The 26,417-nt window shown below is 42.6% G+C and carries 28 protein-coding genes; 12 read left to right on the top strand and 16 right to left on the bottom strand.

Annotation, left to right across the window (positions count from 1 at the left end; translation table 11 throughout):
• Window positions 1-149: 149 nt before the first annotated feature.
• The 5 genes from BLS28_RS15105 (at window position 150) to BLS28_RS15085 (ending at window position 7,112) form a co-directional block, all read left to right on the top strand.
• Window positions 150-1,184 (top strand): alpha/beta hydrolase, encoded by a 1,035-nt coding sequence (locus BLS28_RS15105; RefSeq protein ID WP_091168722.1) that lies wholly within the window; start codon window positions 150-152, stop codon window positions 1,182-1,184.
• A gap of 374 nt (window positions 1,185-1,558) precedes the next feature.
• Window positions 1,559-4,252 carry a sigma-54-dependent Fis family transcriptional regulator gene (locus BLS28_RS31205; protein WP_218134429.1) on the top strand — a complete coding sequence of 898 codons (2,694 nt, stop codon included), beginning with the start codon at window positions 1,559-1,561 and terminating at the stop codon, window positions 4,250-4,252.
• Between the two features lie 166 nt (window positions 4,253-4,418).
• On the top strand, window positions 4,419-5,273 hold the full coding sequence (locus tag BLS28_RS15095) for a helix-turn-helix domain-containing protein (RefSeq protein WP_176844475.1): 855 nt from the start codon (window positions 4,419-4,421) through the stop codon (window positions 5,271-5,273).
• A 52-nt stretch (window positions 5,274-5,325) separates the two neighbouring features.
• Complete coding sequence (locus BLS28_RS15090; protein ID WP_091168716.1) at window positions 5,326-6,066, top strand: SDR family NAD(P)-dependent oxidoreductase; 741 nt, start codon at window positions 5,326-5,328, stop codon at window positions 6,064-6,066.
• Between the two features lie 299 nt (window positions 6,067-6,365).
• Complete coding sequence (locus tag BLS28_RS15085) at window positions 6,366-7,112, top strand: MBL fold metallo-hydrolase (protein WP_091168714.1); 747 nt, start codon at window positions 6,366-6,368, stop codon at window positions 7,110-7,112.
• Between the two features lie 168 nt (window positions 7,113-7,280).
• Here BLS28_RS15085 and BLS28_RS15080 read toward each other — a convergent pair whose 3' ends face one another.
• Complete coding sequence (locus BLS28_RS15080; RefSeq protein ID WP_256337442.1) at window positions 7,281-9,359, bottom strand: sigma-54-dependent Fis family transcriptional regulator; 2,079 nt, start codon at window positions 9,357-9,359, stop codon at window positions 7,281-7,283.
• 78 nt (window positions 9,360-9,437) lie between these two features.
• Window positions 9,438-11,042: a sigma-54 interaction domain-containing protein gene (locus BLS28_RS15075; RefSeq protein ID WP_218134428.1), complete on the bottom strand. Its 1,605-nt coding sequence runs from the start codon at window positions 11,040-11,042 to the stop codon at window positions 9,438-9,440.
• Between the two features lie 300 nt (window positions 11,043-11,342).
• On the opposite strand from BLS28_RS15075, the gene BLS28_RS15070 reads away from it, so the two are divergent.
• Complete coding sequence (locus BLS28_RS15070; RefSeq protein WP_091168710.1) at window positions 11,343-11,846, top strand: hypothetical protein; 504 nt, start codon at window positions 11,343-11,345, stop codon at window positions 11,844-11,846.
• Here the strand turns inward: BLS28_RS15070 and BLS28_RS15065 are convergent.
• From BLS28_RS15065 to BLS28_RS15050, 4 genes are read right to left on the bottom strand one after another with little or no spacing between them, the layout of a single operon-like run.
• Entirely contained in the window at window positions 11,839-13,083 is a 1,245-nt protein-coding gene (locus tag BLS28_RS15065; protein ID WP_091168707.1) for an RNA polymerase sigma factor, read from the bottom strand. The genes BLS28_RS15070 and BLS28_RS15065 overlap by 8 nt on opposite strands.
• 46 nt (window positions 13,084-13,129) lie before the next feature.
• On the bottom strand, window positions 13,130-13,468 hold the full coding sequence (locus tag BLS28_RS15060) for a YciI family protein (protein ID WP_091168704.1): 339 nt from the start codon (window positions 13,466-13,468) through the stop codon (window positions 13,130-13,132).
• A gap of 47 nt (window positions 13,469-13,515) precedes the next feature.
• The gene (locus BLS28_RS15055; RefSeq protein ID WP_143020774.1) at window positions 13,516-14,523 is read right to left on the bottom strand and encodes a hypothetical protein; all 1,008 of its coding nucleotides are present in this window, start codon (window positions 14,521-14,523) and stop codon (window positions 13,516-13,518) included.
• Window positions 14,524-14,558: 35 nt separating this feature from the next.
• Window positions 14,559-15,125 carry a DUF2652 domain-containing protein gene (locus BLS28_RS15050; protein WP_091168699.1) on the bottom strand — a complete coding sequence of 189 codons (567 nt, stop codon included), beginning with the start codon at window positions 15,123-15,125 and terminating at the stop codon, window positions 14,559-14,561.
• A gap of 312 nt (window positions 15,126-15,437) precedes the next feature.
• Here BLS28_RS15050 and BLS28_RS15045 point away from each other — a divergent pair, with 312 nt between their 5' ends.
• Window positions 15,438-16,058 carry a DsbA family oxidoreductase gene (locus BLS28_RS15045; RefSeq protein WP_176844474.1) on the top strand — a complete coding sequence of 207 codons (621 nt, stop codon included), beginning with the start codon at window positions 15,438-15,440 and terminating at the stop codon, window positions 16,056-16,058.
• Window positions 16,059-16,273: 215 nt separating this feature from the next.
• On the opposite strand, the gene ligD is transcribed toward BLS28_RS15045, so the two are convergent.
• The 10 genes from ligD to BLS28_RS15005 form a co-directional block, all read right to left on the bottom strand.
• Window positions 16,274-18,349, bottom strand: a complete 2,076-nt coding sequence (ligD, locus tag BLS28_RS15040; protein WP_091168694.1) for a DNA ligase D — start codon at window positions 18,347-18,349, stop codon at window positions 16,274-16,276.
• 65 nt (window positions 18,350-18,414) lie between these two features.
• On the bottom strand, window positions 18,415-18,867 hold the full coding sequence (locus tag BLS28_RS15035; protein ID WP_091168691.1) for a carboxymuconolactone decarboxylase family protein: 453 nt from the start codon (window positions 18,865-18,867) through the stop codon (window positions 18,415-18,417).
• 24 nt (window positions 18,868-18,891) lie between these two features.
• The gene (locus BLS28_RS15030; protein WP_091168687.1) at window positions 18,892-19,893 is read right to left on the bottom strand and encodes a hypothetical protein; all 1,002 of its coding nucleotides are present in this window, start codon (window positions 19,891-19,893) and stop codon (window positions 18,892-18,894) included.
• 56 nt (window positions 19,894-19,949) lie between these two features.
• Window positions 19,950-20,279 (bottom strand): bestrophin family protein, encoded by a 330-nt coding sequence (locus BLS28_RS31200; RefSeq protein ID WP_218134427.1) that lies wholly within the window; start codon window positions 20,277-20,279, stop codon window positions 19,950-19,952.
• Window positions 20,206-20,886 (bottom strand): bestrophin family protein, encoded by a 681-nt coding sequence (locus tag BLS28_RS15025; RefSeq protein WP_218134426.1) that lies wholly within the window; start codon window positions 20,884-20,886, stop codon window positions 20,206-20,208. Before BLS28_RS15025 ends, BLS28_RS31200 begins: the two co-directional genes overlap by 74 nt.
• A gap of 108 nt (window positions 20,887-20,994) precedes the next feature.
• The gene (locus tag BLS28_RS15020; protein WP_091168683.1) at window positions 20,995-21,606 is read right to left on the bottom strand and encodes a DUF2652 domain-containing protein; all 612 of its coding nucleotides are present in this window, start codon (window positions 21,604-21,606) and stop codon (window positions 20,995-20,997) included.
• A gap of 49 nt (window positions 21,607-21,655) precedes the next feature.
• Window positions 21,656-21,829 (bottom strand): hypothetical protein, encoded by a 174-nt coding sequence (locus BLS28_RS30850; RefSeq protein ID WP_176844473.1) that lies wholly within the window; start codon window positions 21,827-21,829, stop codon window positions 21,656-21,658.
• Window positions 21,830-22,270: 441 nt separating this feature from the next.
• The gene (locus tag BLS28_RS15015; protein WP_091168681.1) at window positions 22,271-22,645 is read right to left on the bottom strand and encodes a hypothetical protein; all 375 of its coding nucleotides are present in this window, start codon (window positions 22,643-22,645) and stop codon (window positions 22,271-22,273) included.
• Between the two features lie 757 nt (window positions 22,646-23,402).
• Complete coding sequence (locus BLS28_RS15010) at window positions 23,403-23,597, bottom strand: hypothetical protein (RefSeq protein ID WP_091168677.1); 195 nt, start codon at window positions 23,595-23,597, stop codon at window positions 23,403-23,405.
• Window positions 23,597-23,980 carry a response regulator gene (locus tag BLS28_RS15005; RefSeq protein ID WP_091168672.1) on the bottom strand — a complete coding sequence of 128 codons (384 nt, stop codon included), beginning with the start codon at window positions 23,978-23,980 and terminating at the stop codon, window positions 23,597-23,599. Before BLS28_RS15005 ends, BLS28_RS15010 begins: the two co-directional genes overlap by 1 nt.
• 301 nt (window positions 23,981-24,281) lie before the next feature.
• Here BLS28_RS15005 and BLS28_RS15000 point away from each other — a divergent pair, with 301 nt between their 5' ends.
• From BLS28_RS15000 to ku, 5 genes are all read left to right on the top strand, one after another.
• Entirely contained in the window at window positions 24,282-24,494 is a 213-nt protein-coding gene (locus BLS28_RS15000) for a hypothetical protein (RefSeq protein ID WP_091168670.1), read from the top strand.
• A 64-nt stretch (window positions 24,495-24,558) separates the two neighbouring features.
• A complete protein-coding gene (locus tag BLS28_RS14995; RefSeq protein ID WP_256337441.1) occupies window positions 24,559-25,017 on the top strand; it encodes a ferritin-like domain-containing protein in 459 nt (152 codons plus the stop codon).
• Between the two features lie 139 nt (window positions 25,018-25,156).
• Window positions 25,157-25,315: a lmo0937 family membrane protein gene (locus BLS28_RS30545; RefSeq protein ID WP_143020773.1), complete on the top strand. Its 159-nt coding sequence runs from the start codon at window positions 25,157-25,159 to the stop codon at window positions 25,313-25,315.
• Window positions 25,316-25,370: 55 nt separating this feature from the next.
• Entirely contained in the window at window positions 25,371-25,649 is a 279-nt protein-coding gene (locus BLS28_RS14990) for a hypothetical protein (protein ID WP_091168666.1), read from the top strand.
• Window positions 25,646-26,416 carry a non-homologous end joining protein Ku gene (gene ku / locus BLS28_RS14985; protein ID WP_091168664.1) on the top strand — a complete coding sequence of 257 codons (771 nt, stop codon included), beginning with the start codon at window positions 25,646-25,648 and terminating at the stop codon, window positions 26,414-26,416. Before BLS28_RS14990 ends, ku begins: the two co-directional genes overlap by 4 nt.
• Window position 26,417 lies beyond the last annotated feature (1 nt).

Genomic DNA, 26,417 nt, shown 5'->3' with positions numbered 1-26,417 from the left:
TGCCCTATCGCACGAAGCGATGGGGCTTTTTTGTGGGTTAGCCGCCTTTGATGGGAAAAAAGTCCATTGCTTTTAGCCGTATGTGCATTGAGCGGCCTAAGCGGGCAAGGTAATTTTGTGGTGTTAAACTCATACACTAACTCAAAAAAATGAAGACAAAAATTACAATTTTAGCCGCCCTTTTCGCGGTTGTTGTTTGCGGTAAAGTTGACGCGCAAACTATTGATCCGGCACAGGACCCGCACATTGAAAGTAATATCAAAGCTTTTTTAAATGTTTTGAATGCAGGCAAGGGCAAACCGATTGAAGAGCTTAGCCCTGTCGAAGCAAGAGCTGTACTTACAGGTGCCCAGGAATCAGTAAAGTTCGATTATTCCGATATTGAGGTAACCCAAAAAACAATTACTGCCCAAGGTGGTCCCCTGGTTTTGAATGTAGTTAAACCTGCCAATGCCAAAGGGATATTGCCGGTATTTATTTTTATCCACGGAGGCGGTTGGGTATTGGGTGATTTTCCTACCCACAAACGTTTGGTACGCGACCTTGTGGTTAACTCAGGCGTGGCGGCGGTTTTTGTAAACTATACGCCATCACCCGAAGCTCGTTTTCCAACCGCAATTAACCAGGAGTACGCCGCCTTAAAATGGGTTGCCGCCAATGGATTGGAAATAGGTGTAGATGGAAAGCGCCTGGCTGTAGTAGGTAACAGCGTTGGCGGCAACATGACCGCGGCTGTAGCCCTTATGGCAAAAGATAAAAAAGGCCCCCAAATTAAGTTACAGGTGATGATGTGGCCGGTTACAGATGCCAATTTTGAAACCGGATCCTACAATCAATTCGCCACCCAACGTTTCCTCACCAAAAAAATGATGCAATGGTTTTGGGATAACTACACCACCGATGCTAATGAACGCAAACAGATCTACGCGTCACCGTTACAGGCAACAACGGAACAGTTAAAAGGCCTGCCGCCGGCATTTATTTTAGTAGCCGAAAACGATGTGCTGCGTGACGAAGGCGAAGCTTACGCCCGCAAGCTGGATGAAGCTGGGGTACCCGTAACATCAGTACGGCACAATGGCATGATCCACGATTTTGGCTTACTTAACCCAATCGCCAATGTGCCCGGTACCCGGGCCGCGATGTTGCAGATAGCGTCAGAAATTAAAAAGGCGCTTAAGTAGCCCTTTCTGTCATTTTTATCAAAAGTAACGCCTCCGGAACAACCGGGGGCGTTGCTTTTTAAGCCCGGTTTCGGTAAATATTATAAGTTATGTCCAATTCTGAAAGGTCGATTGTCAATCACCTGTAAATGTAAGCAGCGGATGTGTTCGGTGTGATGAGATTTGAAGTGCGGTAGGATAAAAGTGTGTTTTAGGGATACCGAAGTGCAAGAGCTCAACCTACGCCCGTTACAAATGGGTGAAGGTGTTGCTGTGAGGTAAATCACTTTAAATTGAACCCGCCACTGCATTTTTATGATTGTTGGTTTTGCCGGCCTGTACCATGGGGGGCGGTAAAATCTGCTTTGGTGCCCTATTTACCCCAATTTTGCAAGATGGAAAAGCCTGGATTTTTAAATGTGATTGATGATTTCGAAAATCAGTTGACAGACAAAAAGAATTTTCTCAAAGTACTCAAAAAGCATGTTAGTTGTTATGAAAATGAAAAGGAAGTATTGCTGGAGCTAAGCAATGATATCACTCAGGTAAGAACCAAGATAGATTTAATTACCGTTTTTTCATCGAGGCTCAAGAGCCTGTTTTACTTTACACACGCGGTTGTATCACTGGTAGATAAACAGCAGCAAACCTATTATCCTTTTTTAATTGACAGGGAGGCGCTGCAGATCAAGCATCGTGACGAGTTGCCGTCATTACTCGCCTCACGTTTTTTTCTCGACGATCCGTTTATAAGCCAGGCGCATGGTTCTGATATGCCTGTATCATTTTTATTGGATGATATTATACATAAACCTGATATTCCCGGCTTTTTAAAAGTGAATTACGAGTGCGGGATAAAGGAAGCTATGATAGTTCCGCTAAAAAGCAAAATGGAAACTATCGGGCATGTTTTGATGTATTCAGACCGTATAGGCGCTTTTTCTGACGATTTTAAGGCTTTTATATCAATGATCAGCTCCCAGCTTTCCAGCGCGGTATCTAACATTAAAATAAATGAAGAGATTGAATTTAAAGAGTGGGTAAATGAAGTTTTACTGGATATAAGCAATAACCTGGCAACGGTACGGCACAGAAAAGACTTACTTACCGTTGTAAATGCCGGGCTTAAAAAGCTTGTAAAGTTTACACATAATGTAATGACTATCCTGGACGAGACGGGCGAAAACTACCAGGTGTACGTAACTGATCCGGATTCGCCCACGCAAAAATTCCCGAAATACCCCGAAGCACTGATGAGATCAAACCCGGTTAACGATGGTGTCTATACTGCAGCATCAGGTAGTGAGGGACCTGTAGTGCTTGATATGACCTCATTTGATCTTGATAAAGCTCCGCTCTGGTTTAAACTAAATTATGCTGCCGGAGCCCGTGAAATGGTGATCAATCTGCTTCCCGGTAAAGCCGAACGCGAATTAAGCTTCATTTTATTTGCCGACAAAAAGGGAACATTTGATGCCGCTGCATTGAACATTATTGAACGTATTTCCAGTCAACTATTTACGGCGGCAAGCAACATTGCAGCCAATGAAGAGATCGTGAATAAGGAAAGAGAAAAATCTTTCCTGCTGAATTTTAGTCATGATATAGCTGCCGTGCGCAGCAAATACGATTTTTCTGTGGCTGTTGAAAAAGCAGTAAAAAAGCTGAGCTCGGTAAAGGGCTATATCATCAGGCTGATCGATAACGATGGGGTTACAACCAGTTCGTATGTTTATGACAGCACGGCCACTTTTATAAATGACCCTGGGTTTAAGCAAATGATCGCTACGAGGTTTGACATTAAGGATGGAATACAGGATAAGGTGTTGTGCAGTGCCGAACCAATTCTTTTCATTACGGATCAGGAAATGAGGCGCCCCGTGGTTCCGCAATACGTTCGTACCTGGAGCGATATGGGGTTGCGAAAAATGATTGGTGTAGCGTTACGGACAGGAAGTAAAGATCTCGGGATTCTTTTTATGGAAACAGATGTAGTTAATCTGCCCATATTAAAAGGGATCTGCGCGCAGATCTCTACCGCAATTTCAAATGTATTGGTTAACGAGCAGCTTATTACCTACAAAAGCATGCTGGAGGTTGAAAATGATCATTTGAAAGAACAGATAAACACGATTTATAATTCTGCCGAAATTGTTGGTAGCGGCCCCGAAATGCAGCAGGTTTATCAATTGATGTCGATTGTAGCCAAAACAAATTCAACTGTATTGCTGATGGGTGAAACCGGAACAGGCAAGGAATTAGTTGCACGTGGAGTTCATAAAGGCTCACCGCGAAAAGATAAGTTAATGGTAAAAGTTAACTGTGCCGCGCTCCCTGCCAACTTGATTGAAAGTGAGCTTTTCGGGCATGAAAGAGGTGCTTTTACAGGGGCGTTTGAACGGCGAATTGGCAAATTTGAACAGGCGCATAACAGCACTTTATTTTTAGATGAAATAGGGGAGTTGCCTTTAGAATTACAGGTAAAACTGTTGCGGGTTATACAGGAGCGTGAATTTGAACGGATCGGCGGTAAAACTACCATTAAGGTTGATGTACGGATTATAGCGGCGACAAACCGTAACCTTGAAGAGGAAGTAAATGCAGGCCGGTTCAGGGCTGATCTTTATTACCGGCTTAACGTTTTTCCCATCAGCTTGCCGCCTTTGCGCAAACGGATTGAAGATATAGCTCCGCTGGCCAATTACTTTCTTGCCCGCCACAGTAAAAATACCGGAATAAAGGTAACATCCATATCGGGCAAAGTCATACAGGAACTGAAAAGTTACCCATGGCCGGGCAATGTAAGGGAGCTTGAACACCTGCTGGAACGAAGTGTTTTGTTAACCAACGGCAGTACGCTGAGGGAGATCTACCTGCCTAAAACCCGTTTTGGAAAAGACCTTTCGGTTAATCAAACGCTCGAAGAAATTGAACGTGCGCATATCATCCAAACACTCAAAATATGCGGCGGGAAAATAGCGGGATCTGGCGGGGCTGCCGATGTGTTGGGTACACCTTCAACTACCTTACATGCTAAAATGAAAAAGCTGAAGATCTCTAAAACAGATTACTTGTCGCAGGCTTCCTGATAACAATTACTCGCAATATCGTTAAAGCGCTTTTTAATCCGCTGTATTAGGTGTACTGTGAAAGGTTGAATTTGTTTATACTTATGATAATCAATAATTTAATATGTGGTATATTGATTGTATTCCATTATGCAGAGCGGCACTGTTGCCAGTACAGATTATTACGATGGAACACCTCAAACAAAAGGCCTTTACAAGATTCGGGATACTGGATTTTCATGGGCGAAACCAGCCCGACCAGTTCATCGATCAGCTCAGAGATTTTATTAAGATAATGTATGTAAAACAGGGAAGCAGATTGAGTATCGATTTTACAGATATTCAGGTACAGCAGGATGGGATGGTTTTTGTAACCGCTGCGCAAATACTCAGGCTTTCTGAAAATTTTAGTGGCAGCATTATATACTATGATCAGGATCTTTATGGAGTACGCCTGTATGGCCAGGAAATAGCCTGCGACGAACTGCTTTTTGATAAAGTTCAAAAGGTACAGAGTATATCGCTGAGCACTGTGGATGCAGATACCATCTTATCCATTTTTAATGAGATAAGAAAAGAGGTCGTTCAAAATGATATTAACCTGGAAGAGATGGTTCGCATTTTATTAAAACAGATCATTATCAGGGCGACGCGTATTTGTCAACACATACAGGGCACAACTGATCTGTCTGCTCAACAGGATTCGGTTTTTTGCAGGTTTTTTATTCAGTTGGTCGAGCGCAATTTTTTTAAACATCATGATGTGGCGTCTTATGCAAATATGCTAAACATCAGCGCAAAAGCATTAAATAAGCGGGTTTGTAAACACAGTAGCTATACTCCCAATGAAATAATAAAGAGGCGGATCATACTGGAAGCGAAGCGGCTTTTGGTTTATACGCATCTCTCGGTAAAGGAAATTGGTTATAAGCTTGGTTATGAGGATCCTTCTTATTTCATTCGTTTTTTTAGTAAACAGGTTAAAACGGCTCCGCAAACTTTCAGGCTTCATTTCCAGGGATCGTTTAACGCAGTAGCCTGATTGGAAAGAACTTAAATAAATAATTCAAATACAAATTTTAGATACCAAAAAAATGCAAAAGAACATTGTAATAACAGGAGGCTCTTCGGGCATAGGAGAGGGGCTTGCTAAACATTTTTATAACAAAGGCTGGCAGGTATTGATAACCGGGCGAAACAACGCTAAACTATTGAAACTGGCAGCAGAGTTACCCGGTATTTACACCATAGTATATGATAGTCTGAAAAATGGCCAGGAGAACATGATCATTGATTTTATAAAAGATGAATGGAACGGCAGGCTTGATGTGCTGGTAAATAATGCAGGCCACGTAGCACTTACACCCCTGCCCGAAATAAGCAGGGACCAGTTAGAGGAGATGTACCAGGTTCACCTGATCGCACCCAGCTTGCTTGCTGCAGGTTGTGTGCCGTTTTTATCTGCCACTAAAGGGCAAATTATTAACGTAAGCAGTAGCCATGGTATAAAAGCTTACGCTCAGCTTAGCGCTTACGGCTCGGCAAAAAGCGGCCTTAATATGCTTACAAAAATATGGGCGCTGGAACTGGCACCACTCGGCATTCGTGTAAATTGTGTTGCACCCGGCCCTACAGATACCCCCGTTTTAGAAAATGCCGGTCTATCAGCTGATATTATCCTTGCTATTCAGCAAAGCGAAGCAAAAACCATCCCTTTACAAAAAAGAGGAGACGTTGAAGATATCGTAGCTAATGCCGCGCTATTAATTGATTCTGGCTCCAGTTGGGTTACCGGAGTTGTGCTGCCCGTAGACGGTGGTATCTCAGTTAGTTAACTCGGTACGATATTTTCAGGAGAAGTTGAGGTAGGTTCATGTAACTCAAACTAAATGCCGCCTGGTTTTCTAATCAGAGCCATAGGGCCTCCTGATATGGCCGTTCCTTAGGGAGCGGCTTTTTTATGGCTCCTTATTTCAGGGCGCAAAATGCCAGCGTTTGGGGCTCATTGTCCATTGTTTGAGGTAAATGATTACAGGAACTTTGTATTGACAGTAAGGCAATTAAGATTAATCCCTGCTTTTGTTTTTGCTGAAATGATTATCTGAAACTACGGAATCTTAATATCTATTGAAACATGAAAATTACGAAACTATCCTGGGCTGGTTTGATACTGGAAAGCGGCAACACTACCCTTTACATTGATCCTTTACAGAATATCGATGTGATTGCCCCATTTGTTGGCGATGCCAAATTTCCGGCACTTCCTGTGCCGTACCCAAAGGCAGGGACTGCCAATGTACTTATTACGCACATTCATGCAGATCATTTTGACGAAAAGTTGCTGAAGCAGTTACTGGCAGATAAGGGCCTGCTTTGGGGGCCGGAAGCTGTGCGTAAAAGCGCAGCCAACATAGGGTTAAGAGCATCGATTGCCAGGCTTTACGATACGTTTTACGTAGGTGATTTCAAAGTTACCCCGGTACCGGCGGTAGATTGGGTTGGTGAAGACCAGGTATCTTACGTAATCAGTGATGGTGAGCAAACGATCTTCCATGGAGGGGATACCAACTGGCATGGTTACTGGTGGACAATAGCAGAGCGTTTTGGCCCGTTTGATGCTGCGTTTTTACCGGTAAACGGCGTTGTTGGCTCATTACCTGGACAAGACCTTATCAGCGATATGAGCGGAACCATGAACCCCGAACAGGCGGTTACAGCAGCGCGAATTTTAAAAGCCGGATACCTGGTGCCAATCCATTACGCACAGTTTGATAACCCGCCAACTTACACCGAGTTTCCTGAAGTTGAAAAAACGCTTGAAAGTGCCGGGTTTAAACAGCGGGTTATTATCCGCAGGCTTGCAGATGGCGATATAATTTAATGATAATTAAAAGGCAGCTATTGCCCGGTGCCAAAACATTAGCGTTGATTGAGGGTGCCGGGCTGGCCTTTTTACTTTTGTATCTTCGATCGCCCCCCAAAATAAAAGGATCCTTTGTTTTAATAAAAGGATCCTTTTTTATTCCTGTTACTATCGGGGGGATCGTACTTACTGTGTGTAGTTCAGGTATTCCCTTTTAGTAATATTTAATTTTCGCATTTTAGAATGCAAGGTGGTTGGCTGAATAGCTAAGACACCAGCTGCGCCGCCTGTTCCGGAAATTTTACCCCCGCATTGTTTCAGGATATTAATGATGTGGCTTCGTTCCATTTCCTCAATGGTTTGATTGAAATTTGGAATTGCCTGAGTATCGTTTTGTTTAGTGTTCGGCAAATGTACCTCCCGTAATATGTTGCCGCTGGCCATTAAAATGCTTCTTTCAATAATATGCTCAAGTTCACGCACGTTTCCCGGCCATAGATATGATTTCAATTGCTGCAAAACTTTGGGCGCTATCGAGCTAACTTTGCATCCTGAAAGACCGCAATATTTATTGAGGAAGAAGTTTGCCAATGTGGGTATATCTTCGGCTCGTTCGCGTAAGGATGGTAAATTGATTGGAAATACATTAAGCCGGTAATACAGATCGGATCGGAATTTACCGGTTGCCACCTCATTTTCCAAGTTGCGGTTGGTTGCCGCTATAATCCTCACGTTTACCTTTATCGTATTTTTTCCACCCACACGTTCAAACTCGCGCTCCTGGAGAACGCGGAGTAATTTAACCTGCAGCTCCAGCGGCAGTTCGCCAATTTCATCCAAAAATAAAGTGCTGTTATTGGCCAGTTCAAATTTGCCTGTCCGTTGTTCAAATGCGCCGGTAAATGATCCTTTTTCATGGCCAAAAAGCTCACTCTCGATGAGATTGGGAGGAAGCGCGGCGCAGTTTACTTTTATCATCAATTTGTTTTTCCGTGGCGAAGCGTTATGAATGCCGCGGGCAATCAATTCCTTGCCTGTACCAGTTTCGCCTAAAATAAGCACTGTAGAATTTGAGTCCGCCACCCGCGACATCAACTCGTAAACTTTCTTCATTCGCGGACCGCTGCCAATTATCTCCGAAAAATTGTAGGCGGTATTGATCTGTTCTTTCAAAAGGTCATTTTCTGTTTCCAGTTGCTTTTGATAGACCAGTAACTTTTGGTTGGCTTTGATATTAAATATCGCTACCGATATTTGCGAGCAAAGCCCTCTCATTAATTCGGTATTCAGTTCGTTTACCAAAAGCCAAAGTGTTCCTATGTTTTCATTTCCAATACGTAGGCGTGCGCCGTACATCTGTTTTTTACCTGCTTTTTTCCAAAGCATTATATACGGGCTGCTGTTGCCATTCTTTTGCTCAGCTTCAATATTAAATACAACGGGCTCATCACTATTCAGTACCCTGGCCGAAGTAGGTTCGTCAATAGTTATATTTTGGGCCAATAGTTTTTTGAAAAGCTCGTCATCTTTAAAAACGGCATTTTTATCATATAAATAAGGAACCAAAGTAATTCTATCATCGTCTATCAGCCTGATCATGGATAGCTTGATGCCCATAAGTTGATCCAAAATATTAAAAATAGCAGCTTCCAGATCTTCCTTTTTTCTCACCGAGGCCAGATCAATAGCGAATTTAAGCAGGGATGCTTTGTCGCGTTCTCTATATAATGCCGCTTCATGGACAGCGATGTTGTTAATGGCTTCGCCCAGTTGCACTGCTATCATTTCTACATACTGTACATGTGCATCAGTAAGCGAGTTTAATTTATCTGCAAAGAGGATAAGTGTGTGCTTAGAATCTCCGGGACCGGGAAGGTTTTTTATAAGAAGTTCACGTGCCCCGGAAGCGTAATTCAATTTTACCCATTGCGGTGCTGTTGTTAAATTAAAAGTGCGGATATCGTAAATTCGCGCCGTATCGGCATTTGAAACCAATTCAGATAAATTATCGCAAAACGAATACGAACGGGATATGCTCTCATTATAACTTGAATATCCGGTAGAGCCACCAGAGGCCCTATCCATAAAAAAGATCCGGTAAGTACCTTCATCTTCCTGGCATGATAGCAATGTGGCCTGGCTAAAGTTTACCAGTTTTTTTAGGATGTTGTCAATCGTTATCATTAATTGCGCCTGCGTTTTAACTTTTGCCAGTGCGCGTTTTAACAAAAGCAATATCTCGTCCCGGTCGTCTTCACTTTCCATTAGCATTTAGCCTCCTTTTTCTTGCTTTTTATCTTAAGTAAGATTCCTTTTTACCTGTTCGTCGTCAAAAAGGGGATATTACTTGTAATCTTTTTTGGTGATCTTCAGCCTTCTCATTTTTGAATGGAGCGTGGTTGATGGAATATCCAATATTTCGGCTGCTCCGCCTTCGCCGCCTATTTTTCCGCTGCAGCGTTTTAACGTACCAATTATGTGATAGCGCTCCCTGCTTTCCATGGTTAATGGCGGAGCGTCGTCCTGTACAGATGGTTCATTTTTAATTCCGGGAAGATGAACTGCTGTTAGCGTATTATCGTTTGTGAGCAAAATGCTGCGTTCAATCAAGTGTTCCAATTCGCGTACATTGCCCGGCCAGTCGTAGCCTTGCAAGGCACGGGCTACTTCGGCAGTCATGCCTTTTACCGATATGCCGGTTTGCCTGCTGTAGCGGCTGATGAAAAAGTTGGCCAAAGGAATCAGATCTTCTTTGCGTTCCCTTAACGCCGGTAGCTGAATAGGAAAAACATTTAAACGGTAATAAAGGTCGGCACGGAACCTGCCGGCCTCTACCTCATCTTCAAGGTTTCTGTTTGTAGCAGCTATGATTCGTACATCAACCTTAATGGTGGTTTTTCCGCCTATCCGCTCAAATTCGCGTTCCTGGATAACCCTTAGTAGTTTTACCTGCAGCTCTAAAGGGAGTTCACCAATCTCATCCAAAAACAGCGTACTGTTGTTTGCCTGCTCAAATTTACCTATGCGGCGTTCAAAGGCACCCGTAAACGCCCCTTTTTCGTGTCCAAAAAGTTCGCTCTCTATCAGGTTTGCAGGCATCGCCGCGCAATTGATCTTGATCATTAATTTGTTGTTTCGGGGAGAGGCCTGATGTATAGCCCTTGCTATAAGTTCTTTTCCCGTACCGGTTTCGCCAAGTATCAACACCGATGAAGGTGCGCCTGCTACCCGCGATATGAGTTTGTATACATGGTGCATTGCGGGATGTTGCCCTACAATTTCGGCGCTATAGCTATTGCTAAGCTGTTCGTTAAGGTATTGGTTTTCTTGTTCCAGTTTTTCTTTAAGAACGAGGATCTGTTCGTTGGTTTTGATGTTTGATATGGCAATTGAGATCAGCGAGCAAAGGCTTTCAACAAGCGGAACATTAATTTCTTGCATGGCCAGCCACAAAATACCCCATTTTCGGGAGGCAGTTTGTAAAGGCATTCCGGCTACTTTTACAAAGCCCACGCTTTTCCAAAAATGCAGGTACCCGGCATCGCGTCCCTGGGCAATCTCTTCATCAACCATTAAAAAAACGGGTGTGTCGCTATTTAACACCCTATCCTGTATGCCATCTTTAATAGGATAGCGCGTTTTGGCCACCTCCAATATCAGGGGATCATCGGGAGCGGTAACGGTACGGTCATGTACGTAGGTGCTCATGGTTTTGCCATCATCATTAATCATCCTGATGGCATATCCCCGCAGTATATTTAATCTTCGCAGAAACAGCTTTACGGTATCGAAAAGATCTTCTTTGCTCCGTACGGCAGCTATCGCGTTACCAAAATCAAGCAGGAGCGTAGTTTCCCATCCGTGTTCGGTTACAGGTTCGGCATCCACCATGCCTTCTCCTACTATGATCAGATCATCTGCAAAATATTCGGTACTTGTATCTTTCATATAAATTAAAATGACTTTGCCGAAGGGTTAAAAGCCAAATTGATTTGTATAAAACTATGCCAGTTATGATAAACGCTTAATGGTAAGTGTTTTGATGGGATAAGGGGTATAGCACACGAACGAAATACCGCCCGGCTGTGACTTCTGCCACCAAATAACGCCTAACTCCTTTTAGCTATATTCTCTCCGTTGTATCTGAACCAAGAATTTCGAACAGAAACTCGCCGTAAAAAAGTATTGCGTTTTGTCCAAAAATAAAATGTCGGTTGTTGTTAGGTTTTCAATTCAACTAAAACGGATATGAGACAAAACATCCTGTCAGGAACCGAACAAAAAACAGGTGCCGCGCGCACAATATTAACAGCGGGAATCATTGCCGGTATCCTGGATAGTGTGGCAGCATCGGTAGTATTTTATTTTAAGCAGGGCCTGAACCCTGCACAGGTTATGCAATACATTGCAAGCGCGATTTATGGCGCGGAAGCATTTTCAGGAGGTGCAAACACGGTTATTATCGGCACATTACTGCATTTCATGATAGCGTTCGTTATCGCCGCAGTTTATTTTTTCCTGTACCCTGTAATAAGTCCATTAAGAAAATGGCCTGTTATTTCGGGGCTTTTACTGGGGAATGCCATTTGGCTATTTATGAACCTTGTAATCATTCCATTCAGCAAAATTCAGCCGGTACCATTTGAATTAAGTGCTGTTGTCATCAGCGTTATCTGGCACATGGTACTGGTTGGTTTGCCAATTTCTTTAATAACCAAAAGACATTTTGAAAGCAATCGCCGGCTTAATTAGCCATCTTTATTTTTAAAACTTCAATATTTTTTTGAATCGTAGCTTTGTCGGCATTTGAGGCTGAAAGGTTCAATGCAGCTTTGTAATTGCTCAATGCTTTACTATCATTAACGTTGGTATACAGGTTTCCCAGTAACGAATAGTAAAAAACGTTATCCGTAAGGTTTAGTTTTTCTGCCTCTGCAATAGCCTTTCGTTTTCCTTTTACTTTTGATAGTGCGAAAAGGCGGTTAAGCGCAGCGGTAGGGGAGTATTCTATGAGCAGTAGCTGGTCATACAGCCGTAGGATATTCTCCCATTTATCGGGCGAATCGGCTTTGCGGGTGTGCCAATAGGCAATTCCGGCTTCGCAATGGTATTTACTCAGATGGTCGCCGCGTGATGACCGGTCTAAAAAATACAAGCCCGTTTCAATCAATTCCTGGTTCCATAAATTTTCGTCCTGATCCTGGTATAGGATAGCATCGCCGGCGTCGCTGAACCGGGCATCAAAACGTGATGAGTGAAAACTCATTAAAGCCATTAGCGCGTTAACTTCGGGAGTGTTTGCTGCGTTGTTGCCGGCAAGTAATAAAGTGAGTCGCATGGCCTCTTCACAAAGTTCCTTGCGCAAAGGGATATTTTTTGAGGTAGAATAATATCCTTCGGAATATAGAAGATAAAGGGTTTTCAAAACATTATCAAGCCGGGCGGTGATCTGGCTAAGCGAGGGCTGTTCAATAGTTATTTTGGCTTCTTTAAGTTTTTCTTTGGCGCGATTTATTCGTTTGTACACCACTTCTTTGTTGGTCAAAAACGCATCGGCAATTTCCTGCACTCCGAAGCCGCAAAGCAGGTTTAAAGCGAGCGCCACCTGCGAATCGCTGGATATAACCGGATTGCAGACAGTAAAGATCATGGCCAATTGGCTGTCGGCTATATTTTTGACGGACAGATCTATCTCAATTTCTTTGCTTATAGTCTCATTAGTTTTCAAAGTGGCCACAAGCTTTTCTTCAAAAAACTTGTGGCGTTTGATATAGTTACGGGTTTTGTTTTTTGCAACTGTATAGAGCCAGCCGGTTGGATTTTCAGGAATGCCCTTTGTAGCCCAAAGTTCGGTTGCCGAAAGAAAGGTGTCGCTTACAATATCTTCGGCTATTTCAATATATTCGATGCCGAATAGATAAATGAGCACCGATACTATTTTTTGATATTCGGTGCGGAACAGGTTTGGGATTAAATCCGGTTTACTCATAAAATGCCCACGATGTTTACAACCATTTTCTTTGGCCTCACTTGTTTTATAATCCCATCCTGATCTCTACCGACCCATTAAGTTCAAAAATAGGGCAGCCCTGCGCAATTTTTTCAGCTTCGTCATAGTCATGTGCCCTAATGATGATCATGCCACCGATTGATTCCTTAATTTCGGCAAATGGACCATTGGTAGCACTTTTACCACGCTCAATAACTTTTCCTACTCCATCCCAGCGTTGAGTTGGCCTGGCAAGTATGCCTTTTTCTGAAAGCTCGTCAAACCAGGTTTGCCAATGTTCTAAATGTGCTTTTAACTCCTCGGGAGCTGGTTGGTTTTCGGCTGTTTTGTAATCCCGTCTAAACAGAAACAGAAATTCTTTCATGATTTTTCCTCTAGGGTTTGATGTGATGGTTAAACAAAAGTCGGTATTTACTGGTACAAATACTTATCATTATTTTGATCGTGATCGGCAAGCCATTTCTCTACATACATAAGCAGTTCTGCAGTACCAGCGGGGATCTTCATTTCGGTTTGTACCCCAAGCATAATAAGGCCAAGTGCTATGCAATGCTGAATATCAAGCTTGCTGAGTAAACCAAAACTAAAGCCGGTAATAAATTTATCCCGTGCATCCGCGGCAATTTCAGCGATCTGATCAAAGTCTCGTCGTGCAAATATAAATTGCTGTTCTTCTGAAAACAGGATCACGCTATTTACTGAATAGATGAGCAAGCGATTGATGCTCATAGTTCGCAATATGGAAAAGCATTTCTTTTTTAAACCATAAGGCGTATTTATACTGAATGTTGTATTAGGCATTTCACCATTAAGCACCATCCAGAGGTTAACCGCCTCAAACTCGTCAAGTACAAAAGTAACTTTGCCTTTAATGCCAAATTTGTTAACTATTTGATGGATGTTATCAATCTGATAAAAAAGTGTTTTGCCGGGATCGTCCAGGTAAAAAATAAAATCAAGGTTTGATTTATTAAGTGGTTTTATTACATCGTCAAATAGTCCGGTCAACAAGCCCGATGTGCCAACCAGATCCGTCCAATCGTTAAAAGTTATTGCGCTGCATTTTTTGAATAGAAGAAGTAAATCGGCAATTAGCTGGTCATTTTTTATATCATTCCAGAAGTTTTCACATTTATTTTCATCTAAAACAATAAACTCGTATTTGGTTAGTGAAGAAACATCGTAACCATTGCACATCATCAGGCTTTTTATACCTAATTTTTTAAAAAAGTTTGGTAACGTTAATTCCTTTATCCCTAATGAGTTTTTTTGCGTTTCGTGAAATTTTGGATCCGTCATTCTTCTTTGCTTTTCACATAGCAGGTATTTATCTTTTGATTTGCCCGCCTGTGTTATTGTTTCAACTAGTGCTGATAATATCGGGGCCGAGTTCACAATTTCCATTTCAAACGCTTGCATTATTTTAATATTTAGCATTAATAATTACCGTTGGTTTATGCCGTTTTTGAAAAGGTGCCAATGTGCAGCGACAAATTGCGAGGAGTACTTGCATGGTATAATTCACAAACCTGGCCTTCGGTAGGTATTGCTTCCTGTACTTGCGCCTCGAGGTATTGATTTGTAATTAAGGCATGCGTATGCAGTACCGTTTTATTTTTTAACAAACTATAAGTACCGGCTATAATAGTTCCCCGCAACTCCGAGCGCTCTTTTTTTGAAAAGTTACCAGGGTTACCATAGTGTATAACTATATTAACAGATGGCTGATGGGCTGCAGGCACATAATATTTCAGCAAATCCAATTCGCAGCTAAACGAGGCAAGAATTGCCTCCAGTTGTCCCCAAATTATCCGAACCGGAAAGGCTGGCCCATAGCGAGAAAAGAGTATGGTATCGTCTTCTATCTCTGATATCAGAAAGGATAAATGATTAGCCCTGATTATAGATCTTAATAGTTTATCAATAATGCATGGGCGTATCTCGGTATCGATATCTTCAATAAAGTTTATATAATAGCTGATATCAATAATTAAGGTATTGCCTTTTAAATCTTTTTCCATGGTATAATCGGTTCATTTTATAAAACAACACTTTTACGATGCTCAAGAATGCTGTATTTGAACATGAACTTGGCAATGTAGGTGCCATGCTTTAATGTGTTGTTAGTTAGTATTTTATCTTGTTTTGTGAATGGGCTTTATACTTCATTTCGACGACAGGCAGTAGAAGTCACGAAATATGGTGTTTTAAATGAGGTCGGTAGAGTTAAATATGGACAATTATTGGAGATAGCATTTATAAGTATGAAATAAATATTATAAATCTTGTCCAATCCGGTCATATTGGTTGTTATCTAGATTAAACATAAAGTATTGAAAATTGAAATTTGGTTTGATGTGGCATGTCCTTATTGCTATATCGGTTTAAAGCATTTAGAAAACGCTATTAAGCTACATGCCGGTGAGCAGCCAAATGTTGTGCTCCGTAGCTTTGAGCTTGACCCGGAAATAGCGGTTGATAATAATGAAACACAGTATATCACCTTAACGCGTCAATATAAATTATCTCCACTAAGAGCAAAGCAAACAATAGATAGTATAGCAGCCGCTGGCCACGTAGCAGGATTGATCATCGATTTTGATAAAGTGATCCGCACAAATACTTTTGATGCACACCGGCTAATTCATTTTGCTGTAGATGAGGGTAAACAAGTGGAAATGAATCACCGGATTTTTAAAGCTTATTTTGAGGAGGGAAAACATATCGGCAGTAAAAAACAATTGATCACGCTGGCCTCTGAAATTGGTATTGATGCGAAGCCACTTTTGGAAAGTGATAGCTATTCGGCTGAAGTAAGGGCTGATGAACACCGGGCCCAACGTATAGGCATTGGCAAAATCCCCTTTTTTCTATTCAATGAAAAGTATTCAATAACCGGTGCCCAGCCGGTGACGGTATTTGCAGAACTGATGAAAAGGATTAGTGATTCATAAATCAAACATCGTTAAAGGTGTTACCGCCCGCCGACCTATCGCGTTGTTGACCGGTTTTCACAGCTGTGCTATGCCGGCGTAGGTTTATTTCATGCACGAACGGGTGGAAAGTGCATGTCCATTACAACATCCCCGATAAGCTGGCACCCGTCATCTTCGTTTCGGCGGATGGCAAGCTGTCCTTTAATATATACTTGTTCAAGAGGTTTCCATAATTAGCGGCTGCCAAATTGAGCTTCGGCCTTTTGAATTGTTTTAACCAGGTCAATTCCCTTGTTTAATACGTCTTTAAAAAGATCGCCGGTTTCTTTTAGCCTGTCGATGGCGTTGAAAATGGTGAAATCACCCATTTTTAGTCCGGGTTTAACTTCATCCCAATGTAACGGCATCGAAACGGTGGCACCCGGTTTGGGCCTGAGCGAATACACACCGGCTATAGTTGCCTCGGGCCGGTTTTGTAAAAAGTCGAGATACATTTTGCCATTCCTTGCTGTCGTCATTCTTTCAAGCGTAGTAAAATGGGATAACTCGTTGTTAATGGCAGATACTATGAGTTTAGCAAGCACCTGCGATTGTTCGTAAGTATATCCCGTTCCAAGCGGGATGTAGATATGGATACCTGTTGATCCGGATGTTTTTGGGAATGAAGGAATGCCAAGCGCATCGGCTATTCCTTTTACAACGAAGGCTGCTTCAATTACCTGATCGAAAGTATTGTGTCCATCAGGATCAAGATCAATTACGCAATGATCCGGACTTTCAGGTGAGTTAACACGGCTAAGCCATGGATTGATCTCAATACAACCTTGGCCGGCCATCCATAGCAGGCTCGAAATATCGGTACCCACTATATAATTATGATGCTCGCCTTTGGCTGGGTCGTGTCCAAATGTGGTAGCCCAGATTGGGGCCTTGCCTGTCACATCCTTCTGATAAAAATGCAGGCCGGCAACACCATCAGGAAAGCGATTTAATGACATCGGCCTGTTACGTAAGTGGGGCAGCATATATTCTGCTACAGCTATATAATAGTTAAGCATATCGCGTTTAGTCACCATTTCCTGCGGCCAGTAAATTTTATTAAGATGAGTAAACTGCAATTCCACCCCATTAAAATTAGTTGTTGCCCAATCATTGCCCCGCGGAATGAAGGTGGTTGTTGGTGTCGGACCAGATAATAAAGAAGTGCCCTCTTTGCTTTCTTCGGCGGCAATTGTTTCTGTGGTATTTTTAGGTGTTTCCAAAGTTACATCAATAGCCTGTTTGTCAATGCGCATCCCCTTAAATGATGCCTGCCTGAAAAGTCCGTCTTTAGTGATCTCGGCAAAATTAACTTCACATATCAATTCAGGTTTAAGCCAAACAATTGTTTCTCCCGGTGCCTTTTTATTTATTGGTAATATGTGCCCCGTGTTTTCTATATAGAAAGGATTGGTATCAGTAATATATTGTGCAAAGTTTTGCAGCATTTTGGTTTGTTGAGCTATCGAAAAGCCGGTTCCAACTTTTCCAACAAACCGCAGTTTACCGTTTTCATAAACGCCTAATAGTAAAGCGCTGAATGGCTTGATGGTGCTTTTGTTTTTAGTAAACCCACCTATAACTACTTCCTGCCTGCGCTGTACTTTTATTTTTAACCAGGCTTTTGAGCGTTTATCGGGCGTGTAAACGCTATTGGCGCGTTTGGCAACTATACCTTCATAGCCATGTTTTTCGGCATTTGCAAACAGATCTGTTCCATTAGCAGGTACAGGTATGCTTTGGCGTATGATATGGTTGCCCTGTGGTATAACATGGCGTAAAATAGCCTGCCGTTGTTTTAATGGCAAACCCATCAGGTTCCGGCCTTCATACCATAGGATATCAAATACCTGGTATACCAGTGTACTGCCTTTTTCACTTTCCCAATTTTGCAAAGCTCCAAAATCGGTTTTTCCATCGTCACCCATTACTACTATCTCACCATCAATAACTGCATTACATGGCCAAGTATTTAGCACATTAATAATAGGGTAGTATTTGGCAAATGAAACATCGTTACGTGAAAGCAGTTTGGTGTTATGTTTATCGATAACGGCAATTGCCCGGTAGCCGTCCCATTTGTTTTCAAATAACCAGTCGGGATCGTCAAAAGGAGTATCAACCAGGGTCGGTTTCATAGGTTTAAATTCCAGCGGCAACGTTGCTAAGGGAGCGTTTGCCAGCAGTTCATCTAACGTTAACTGCCGTGGTTGTTTTTCATTGTTAAAAGCGGGGCGCTTATCCATATCAAGATTCTCGGTGATTGTCATGGTTGTGTTGGCTGTTTGTTAAAATTTGCATGGGCCGGTAAAGCCCGGCCCATGCAAAAGATTGATCAGCCAAACTGACCTACCTGGTAAGTTCCTGCAACCTGTGGAAAGGAAAGGTTAAACCTGTTCCATGTGTTAATGGTTGTAACAGCAAGGGTAAGGTCAATCAGTTCTTCCTCGGTGAAATGAGGCTTAACCCGCTCGTATACGCTGTCGGGTATGTCGCATTTGGTTACCGCCTCGGCCCAGCCTAAAGCTGCACGCTCACGATCTGTGAAATACAGTGTTTCGCGCCATGCGCTTACGCCATACAAACGCTGCTCGGTTTCGCCGTGTGCGCGGGCATCTTTTGAGTGCATGTCCAGGCAATAAGCGCAGCCATTTATTTGGGATACCCTGAAAAAAATCAGCTCCTGAAGCGGTGCTTCTATTTTTGAGTGTTTTAGGTAAGCTCCAGCCTGAAAGAGCGATTTAAGGGTGTTTGCCCCTTTGGCAAATAGATCGATTCTTTGTTCCATTGATAATTAAATTAAGATTGTTATTTATTCGTAAAGGTGTATGCTATCGGGTTTTTCAAGGTCTTTGATCCAGTTTTGGATATACAGCGACAGATCTTGCTGATCGGGTTGTGAATTAAATTCGCCGTAGCAGCCAAATACAATAAGGCCGAGTGCTATACATTGAGCAATGTCAAGGTGCTTTAACAAGCCAATGCTGAAGCCGGCAATAAAATCTTGCCTGGCGTTTGCACTTATTTCAATATGGTGCTCAACTTTTTTTCGGCTAAGTACAAATTGCTGATCGCTTGAGAATAATATAGCATTGTCGGCTGAGTATATCAGCAGGCGGCTAACGTCCATCGTTCTAAAAATGGAGAAGTATTTTTTGTTAAGATCGGATGAGGTTTGTCCTTCTAACGGCGTATCGGGGTTTAAGCCGTTCAATACCATCCATAACTTCATCGCCTCGCTTGCATCAAGGGCGAAGGTTACCTGGCCGTGGTGCGAAAATTCGCTGATAAGATCAATTGCCTCATCTACCTGGAAGGAAAGTTTATTTCCAGGGTCGCCCAGGTAAAAGATAAATTCAAGATCTTTTTTGCCCAGTGGCCTTATAACCTCGGCCAATAAACCATTCCAAAGGTTTGATGCGCCCGTTATGGCGGCCCAATCATCAAAAGCAATGGTGCGGCAGTTACTAAATAATGAGCGTAGTTCGGCAATAACGGTTTCATCTCTAAAAAATGTCCACAAGTATTGTTCAACCTCTGCAGGTGGTAATGTTACTGTTAGTTTTGAAAGCGCGGTAAAATCATGGCTTGCATTTAAGGTAATACTGCGGATACCCAAAAGCTTCAGAATTTCGGGGAGTGGTGCCTCGGTAACTCCCAGTTTGTTTATCCTTAACCCGGATGGAGATTGTTCTGAACCTTCGTCTGTAAGTGTTAGATAAATGTTTTCTGAAAGCAAACCGCTTTCCACAATCTGTAAAAGATTAGTTAAAACAGGTGCAGTGTTTTTAATTTCCATGTTTAATGTTTCCATCTTCAATTTATTTTAGGTTCATTAATTACGTTTCGGAGTTTTAAATCAGGTATCGCTTACATCACAATGTTATTTTGAGCCCGTAATTCTATTGGCAAGTCTTTTTCGCCCAAAAACTCCCTCAACTCAATTTCAATGCTCCGGCTCATTTGCGAAATGGGAACGTCATTAGCACTACCTTCAAACGGGTTTTCGGTGCTTTCACCAACCTGTTCAAGGGATGTATAAATCCATGATATCAGTGTGCTGAACGGTACCACTAACCAAACCATATATCCTTTCATTATGCCTTGCACCTCATTATTGAGCTGATCAAAATCCTTGAGCATGCCAAAAGGGAGGATGATGCAAAACAGCCAAACAAAAAAAGGTATTGATAATGGCATACTGGCGGGGATATGGCGAGTTTTTGATCTGCTCGGCCTTAGCCTGCTGCGTATAAAAATCGCGGATGGCACGTTCCATTTCCACAAACTGCAATACGGCAATTTTGCCCTGTTCATACAATTGTTTAATGGTTACGCTTTGTAAGGCCATGATCTGGGTGGCTTTATTATTAGTATTGATGATGTACTTCAAATCATCGTCCTGAAGATAATTTATGAGTTCACTCTCCAGTGGCGTTTTCCATTCGGGTACGGTATAGTATTGTTGGTACTCGGCATTGTGCTTTTTACTAACGCTTTCCCAAATGCGCTCTTCCCTTAACTGATACCGCAGAGCCGTGAGCCAGGCTATATGGCGGTAAATAAGTAGTTTGCTTTTTTCAGGGTTATTAAAAAAATCACGACTGATCAGTCCCCATGCCCGGCTTTGACTGAATATACTGGTCCACATTTGTTGCCCTTCGTCAGTACGCCGGTAAGTTTGCGTGTTAGTAAAACCAACTATAAATGCGGCGCTTGTACCCACCAATCCTATAATAGCCCATGGAATATCAAGCCATTTAAACCCCAACACCTCGTAAAGGATAACAGGTATAAGGCCAAGCATAAAGAGCTTGTATATTTTTCGTCTGGTCCAAACCAGGAACTCTGGAAGTTTATATGATTTTCCGGCGTGCATAGCGATAGATAGTTGTCTTGAATTAAGTTTATGGTTTTAGGTACCCGTTTGCCCAAGGTTAAAATCTTGTTGATATAAGGGGATCGGGCTGGTAGTGTAGGGGAAATAGGTGTAGCAAAGTCGGCCAACATCATATAGCTCACAAACCTCGGTGGCTCCGCCTGGTGGGGTAAAACTGGTTTGTCCCTGTTCGTTAAAATATTCCTTAGTAATCAGTGCATAGGTGTGGGTATCAATGCTGTTTTTTAATAGCCGATGAGCTTCCACAATAGCCTGACCGAATAGTTTGGAATAATTCCCCACGGCAAATCTTCCGATAACCCCGTAATGCACCACCAGTTTAATTGAAAGGTTGCAGGTTTGCGGAAAACTTTCTTTAAAGGTTTCGAGCCTGTTTTTAAATGCCTCGAGCATAAGCTCAAATTGTGAAAGAATTTCTTTAGCAGGGAAAGCCGGGCCATGTCTGTAAAAAAGTATAGCATCACCTTCAATTTCCGAAATATTGAATGAAAGCCGGTTAGCGTTGATAATTGATTCAAGCAGACTGCAAACAATTAGGCTGCCTGCCTCATTCTCGGTTTCAGCGACGAACTTTGAATATCCGCTGATATCTACGATAAAAATGGTTCCCCTGTGATCTTCGTTCATTCCTTCAATGTTTTTAATTCGATTTTATGTGGATGTATAATCAACTCGCTTATTCATCCTGCAGCGGCTGTTCAACCATACGTAAAGAATCGTCCATGTATTCGCCTCCTTCCTCAAAGCTTTCTTCGTTTGGATCGTAATCTTCTGATGCCATTTCTTCTGATTGATCGTTCTTTTTTTGAGGATCGCTGTGCGATCCGAATAGCCAGTTTTCGAGATTCATTTTTTAGTAGTTAAGCTGTTTCGCGCCACATTTATCGCCCGGTTCAGATCTATAATTGCTATGCTGAACCACCGGCGCGGCGGTATTTGGCTTTTGCAAGCGTTGTGCCATCTGTTAATTTATTGGTTTTTAGTTGTTTGTGGTTTTGTAAGTACTTTAGTTGCACCTTATTTCGTGGAAGGGGCTGGTGTTACACCAAATACAGCGCATGGATAGGAAAGGATAAGAGCTTAAGAAAAGCATGCCGGAATTGAAGAAATGATATTTGAATTAAAACGGAGGCTTTTAATAGCCGGGAGCCCGATTAAGATTGGAAGTATGTTTTATAAAGCAAACAACCAACAGCAATGCGGTACGCTGTTGGTTGTTTGATAATGAAGACCTTTACAGGCCATTGCGGTCGGAAAACGAAAGATAATATGAGGTAAAATGTGGTTGTGATTAATTACGAACCACTGCCGATTCTTTAACAACCTGCCATCTGCCTGATAGATATTCCCAAATCACAGTAAAATATTTTCTGTTCAATTTTCCATCAAACACAAGTTCACGCGTTATTACCACCATGCCCATATTTCCATCGGCTACTGCGTAGTGATATTCGGTTTGGGTAGATAGCGGTTCTGTATTCAAATCTTTGTTTTCCTGTATGAAGGCCATCAGTTGCTCTTTGTTCATGGTGTCAACAATACCTTTTTCATCAACTTTTACAATCAGTAATTTGTCGGCATAAGCTTTATCAACGCATTCTACATCAAAATGCGTTGCATGATAAATTAGCTGGCGGGTTAATTCAATTAATTGTTCGCTGTTCATCTTTTTAATTTTTGAGGGTTAATTATTCTGCGTGTCGGGTATGTTGTCAATTGATAACAGATCCAATACGTCGTAGTGTGACTGGATATACAAGGTTTATTCCTGTTGTAAATAGTTTATTTTAAGCCACTTACTGTTTGAGTAGTTGAATTTTACATCTTATTTCGATAATTGATCGAAAGATTGGCTAAATAGAGTGTTCTGATTCGAGAAATTTGGTCATGTTTTTAGCCTCAAAGTAACTTCTATTAACTAACCAGAGACGGGATATCGTTTGTTGGTGAAAATGCCTGTTGGCCTCATTGTGAATTCGACCTAAAAACTGATAAAGGATATTTCAATTGCCTTTTTGAGGCAGCGTAGAATTGATAAGCAATTGAAATTCCTCGATAAGTACTGCTGAACTGAATGAAAAGTTGGTGATGCCGAATAGAAACAGATGGCAAAGAAAGATAGGACTGATATTTAATATTCCAGAGAAGTTTGACCGGCGCATACCAGAAAAGACTTAGCGCATTCGATTATTTTTTAATAATAAAAGACAGCGTCAGGAAGCCAAGTAGAAGGAATTTTTTCATAAAAGAAGAAATTTTAGGTGATAGATAGATACATTAATGAGTAAATCGCTTTTTACATCTCCTATGTCAGAGGGCTAAATGTCCAGTAAAAGTACTAATAAGTGCATTGATTGGTTCGCCTACAGGGATGAACTTTGTAGGATATGAAAAAACTATATACATTCATGTTACTGATGGGTCTACTTGCTGTGGAATGCGCGGCCCAGCAAATGCCGGCAAAACCACCAAGAGGCTTCATCAGCGCTATTGCCAAGGTCAATGGCGTAAATATTCATTTCATTATCCAGTGGCCCCGCTTGCGGCTGTTTTTGACTTTCGGCTAATGCCGTCTCGTAGTCCTGTTCCTGTGCTGGTTTGAATCTTTCCAGTCCCATCAGGTTAACTTATATTTATGTAGTTCTTGTTTTGGGATATGCTTGCGCAGCACCCGGTACAGGTTGTCCAGGTCAAAGGGCTTTTCCAGGTAATCATCGAAGCCGTGCCGGTCATAGACCTCGTTGATATTGCTGTTGCAGCTCATCGCTACAACAGGCAGGTGCGGGTAGCGTGCCTTGATCTCGCGGCAAAGCGCTTTGCATTCCTCGCCGCTCAAGCGGAAGTCCAGGATCACCACATGCGGCCGGGCTTTATCGATCACCTGCAGGTAATCCGGCTCGCAGCCGGGCAGGGCATAGACATTAAAGCCTTCCAGTTCGAGTGCTGCATATAAAATTTCCAGAACGTCCTGGTCGGTTTCCTGAATGACGATAGTTTCCATAATTTCTAATGCTGGTTTTTGGGAATCCAAAAAAAGAAAGAAACTTTTGCTGTCGGCTGGTCACTCGTTTTGGGTTCACAATAACAGCAATCGGGCGCCCTAATTGTTTCGGCAACAAGCGGTTATTATTCCTAAAAGGTTTACTCCGGCCGCTGTAATCGGTTCATGCCCACCAGGAATTGATTTTCGTCACCCAAGTCACCAACGGGTACGCGTATCGGATAAGGCAGCTTTTTAGCCGGCGTTTACGGTACTTATTGTTGTTGACTTTGTCATATTTGCACAGATCGCTTATTACTTTATGCCTACCTGCAGGATTAGTACCGGCGGAGATATATTTATCCTGGCGATACTGACGTCCGCCGCCATGGCATGGATAAGCGCAGGCTATCAGGCAGTGGTTGCCTCGCTGGCCAATTCGGTGAAAAGTTTGAGCGGGGGCAGGGCTGATCCGGCATCCCATTCGTTTAGAAAAAAATACACCGCAAGTACTTTAATTGAAATTTCTTACTGATTAAATTTATTTCTTGTAAATGGCACGGTATTGGATATAAGTCAAGCCTATCAAAAAGAAAAACATGATGAGTACGACAACAGCAGCAACAGGCGTAATTAATGACCTGATCGAGATCAACAATGACCGCGTAGCCGGTTTTGAAAAAGCAATCGCGGATATCAAAGACGAAAATATTGACCTTAAGGAACTGTTTCAGGGTTATGCTGCACAGAGCCGCAAAAACAGCCAGGAACTGGCGGCGCTGGTAGGTAACGTCGATGACGTAGAAACCGGTAACAGTGTTAGCGGTACCTTGCACCGCGCCTGGATCGATGTCAAATCATTATTTGGGGGCAGCGACCGTGCCGGAATCTTATCAGAAGCCGAAAGGGGCGAGGATGCGATCAAAAAAGCCTATCAGGATGCTTTGAACAGTGAAGACCTGCCGGTAAACGCCCGCGAAACAGTAAGCAGCCAGGCACAGGAGATCAGTGCTGCACATGATCAGATCAAAGCCTTGCGGGATGCCGCAAAAATCTAATTTCCGTGTAGTTTTTATAGGGCTGTCTTGAGGGACAGCTTTTTTATCATGCTATGCGGCGATAGAAAATTTCTACCCGGCAAGGCAATTGAAACAGCTTTTGCCTGTTTATCAAATCATTTACTTAAAGAAAGATAAAATGAGATCATTACTGTACATCGTAGCCGTCATCCTTATCATCGGATGGGCTATCGGAACATTCGCTTATGCAGCCGGGGGGCTGATCCACGTATTATTGGTTATCGCGATTATATCCTTAATCCTGGGGTTCCTCAGGAGGGATACCACGGTAGTTTAATTGATTGACAACAAAATAACCCGGTCATTTACCGGGTTATTTATTATGAAACCTTATGGCCAATTACCCCATCACCATCACATTAGATAAAGAGGTTCATCATTTTGAGGTCGGAGAATATCCGCACCACGACGAAACCCGGTGCCGTTATCAGGTCTACGAGGGAGGTAGCATGGTAGCGAGCTTTGAACCGGATGCACAGGATTTCCTTCATATATGCCAGAATAAAGCCGGGTTCAAAGAAGAATTACTTTATTTGCTGGCTGACCAGATTGAAGCTCAATTACAGCATCCCGGCAATAAGCACCTGGACTTAAAAAACAAGGAACAATGAGATCAATCTGGACAGGATCAATCGGTTTTGGGCTCGTAAGCATCCCGATCAAGCTTTTCTCCGCCGTGCAGGAAACAAGGCTTGACCTGGATATGCTTGACAGCCGCGACCACGCGAACATCAAATTCATGCGGGTCAATGAAAACACCAGGAAGGAAGTTCCCTACGACAAAATTGTCAAAGGTTATAAATATGATGATGATTACGTAATCATCGAAGAGGCAGACTTTGAGGCGGCAGCGCCGGAGAAAACCAAAGTGATCGAAATCGAAAATTTTGTCGACCTGGCTTCGGTGAACCCGATGTATTATGAAAGTTCCTATTATACCCAGCCCGCCACGAAGAAAAACAAGGCGTACGCATTGTTGCTGGAGGCGCTGAAAAAGTCGGGCAAGGCGGGCTTAGCGCGTTTCGTGCTGAGGAGCACGGAGAGCCTTTGCATTGTACACCCGGTGGAAAAGGATATCGTGGTTACCCGTATCCGCTTTCAACAACAGATCCGCGACCAGGAAGACCTGGCGCTCGATGATGATATCACCGTGAGTAAAAAAGAACTGGACATGGGCCTGGCGCTCATCAACCAATATGCAGAGCCGCTGGACCTGTCCAGATATAAAGATCAGTACCACGATGAGTTGATGAAGATCATTGAGGCAAAAGCGAAAGGTAAACGGCCGACGATCAAAAAGCTGAAGCCAAAAGCAGCCAAGAGCGATGATCTATACGATCAGCTGATGAGCAGTTTGAAAGCAAAAAAGGGGGCCTGAT

This window comes from Mucilaginibacter gossypii (assembly GCF_900100945.1).
GTDB lineage: Bacteria > Bacteroidota > Bacteroidia > Sphingobacteriales > Sphingobacteriaceae > Mucilaginibacter > Mucilaginibacter gossypii.
This window is presented reverse-complemented; position numbering and strand designations above follow the sequence as displayed.

Bases quoted from the DNA above. Each gene is read 5' to 3' on its own strand.
- BLS28_RS15015 (WP_091168681.1), bottom strand. From the start codon at position 22,645: ATGAACAGCGAACAATTAATTGAATTAACCCGCCAGCTAATTTATCAT.
- BLS28_RS14995 (WP_256337441.1), top strand. From the start codon at position 24,559: ATGATGAGTACGACAACAGCAGCAACAGGCGTAATTAATGACCTGATC.
- BLS28_RS31205 (WP_218134429.1), top strand. From the start codon at position 1,559: ATGGAAAAGCCTGGATTTTTAAATGTGATTGATGATTTCGAAAATCAG.
- BLS28_RS15060 (WP_091168704.1), bottom strand. From the start codon at position 13,468: ATGAAAGAATTTCTGTTTCTGTTTAGACGGGATTACAAAACAGCCGAA.
- BLS28_RS15075 (WP_218134428.1), bottom strand. From the start codon at position 11,042: ATGAAAGATACAAGTACCGAATATTTTGCAGATGATCTGATCATAGTA.
- BLS28_RS15020 (WP_091168683.1), bottom strand. From the start codon at position 21,606: ATGAACGAAGATCACAGGGGAACCATTTTTATCGTAGATATCAGCGGA.
- BLS28_RS15055 (WP_143020774.1), bottom strand. From the start codon at position 14,523: ATGCAAGCGTTTGAAATGGAAATTGTGAACTCGGCCCCGATATTATCA.
- BLS28_RS15005 (WP_091168672.1), bottom strand. From the start codon at position 23,980: ATGGAAACTATCGTCATTCAGGAAACCGACCAGGACGTTCTGGAAATT.
- BLS28_RS15010 (WP_091168677.1), bottom strand. From the start codon at position 23,597: ATGGGACTGGAAAGATTCAAACCAGCACAGGAACAGGACTACGAGACG.
- BLS28_RS14990 (WP_091168666.1), top strand. From the start codon at position 25,371: ATGGCCAATTACCCCATCACCATCACATTAGATAAAGAGGTTCATCAT.
- BLS28_RS31200 (WP_218134427.1), bottom strand. From the start codon at position 20,279: ATGCCATTATCAATACCTTTTTTTGTTTGGCTGTTTTGCATCATCCTC.
- BLS28_RS15050 (WP_091168699.1), bottom strand. From the start codon at position 15,125: ATGGAAAAAGATTTAAAAGGCAATACCTTAATTATTGATATCAGCTAT.
- BLS28_RS15090 (WP_091168716.1), top strand. From the start codon at position 5,326: ATGCAAAAGAACATTGTAATAACAGGAGGCTCTTCGGGCATAGGAGAG.
- BLS28_RS30545 (WP_143020773.1), top strand. From the start codon at position 25,157: ATGAGATCATTACTGTACATCGTAGCCGTCATCCTTATCATCGGATGG.
- BLS28_RS15095 (WP_176844475.1), top strand. From the start codon at position 4,419: ATGGAACACCTCAAACAAAAGGCCTTTACAAGATTCGGGATACTGGAT.
- BLS28_RS15105 (WP_091168722.1), top strand. From the start codon at position 150: ATGAAGACAAAAATTACAATTTTAGCCGCCCTTTTCGCGGTTGTTGTT.
- BLS28_RS15000 (WP_091168670.1), top strand. From the start codon at position 24,282: ATGCCTACCTGCAGGATTAGTACCGGCGGAGATATATTTATCCTGGCG.
- BLS28_RS15030 (WP_091168687.1), bottom strand. From the start codon at position 19,893: ATGGAAACATTAAACATGGAAATTAAAAACACTGCACCTGTTTTAACT.
- BLS28_RS30850 (WP_176844473.1), bottom strand. From the start codon at position 21,829: ATGAATCTCGAAAACTGGCTATTCGGATCGCACAGCGATCCTCAAAAA.
- BLS28_RS15085 (WP_091168714.1), top strand. From the start codon at position 6,366: ATGAAAATTACGAAACTATCCTGGGCTGGTTTGATACTGGAAAGCGGC.
- BLS28_RS15080 (WP_256337442.1), bottom strand. From the start codon at position 9,359: ATGGAAAGTGAAGACGACCGGGACGAGATATTGCTTTTGTTAAAACGC.
- BLS28_RS15025 (WP_218134426.1), bottom strand. From the start codon at position 20,886: ATGCTTGGCCTTATACCTGTTATCCTTTACGAGGTGTTGGGGTTTAAA.
- ku (WP_091168664.1), top strand. From the start codon at position 25,646: ATGAGATCAATCTGGACAGGATCAATCGGTTTTGGGCTCGTAAGCATC.
- BLS28_RS15065 (WP_091168707.1), bottom strand. From the start codon at position 13,083: ATGAGTAAACCGGATTTAATCCCAAACCTGTTCCGCACCGAATATCAA.
- BLS28_RS15035 (WP_091168691.1), bottom strand. From the start codon at position 18,867: ATGGAACAAAGAATCGATCTATTTGCCAAAGGGGCAAACACCCTTAAA.
- BLS28_RS15070 (WP_091168710.1), top strand. From the start codon at position 11,343: ATGAGACAAAACATCCTGTCAGGAACCGAACAAAAAACAGGTGCCGCG.
- ligD (WP_091168694.1), bottom strand. From the start codon at position 18,349: ATGACAATCACCGAGAATCTTGATATGGATAAGCGCCCCGCTTTTAAC.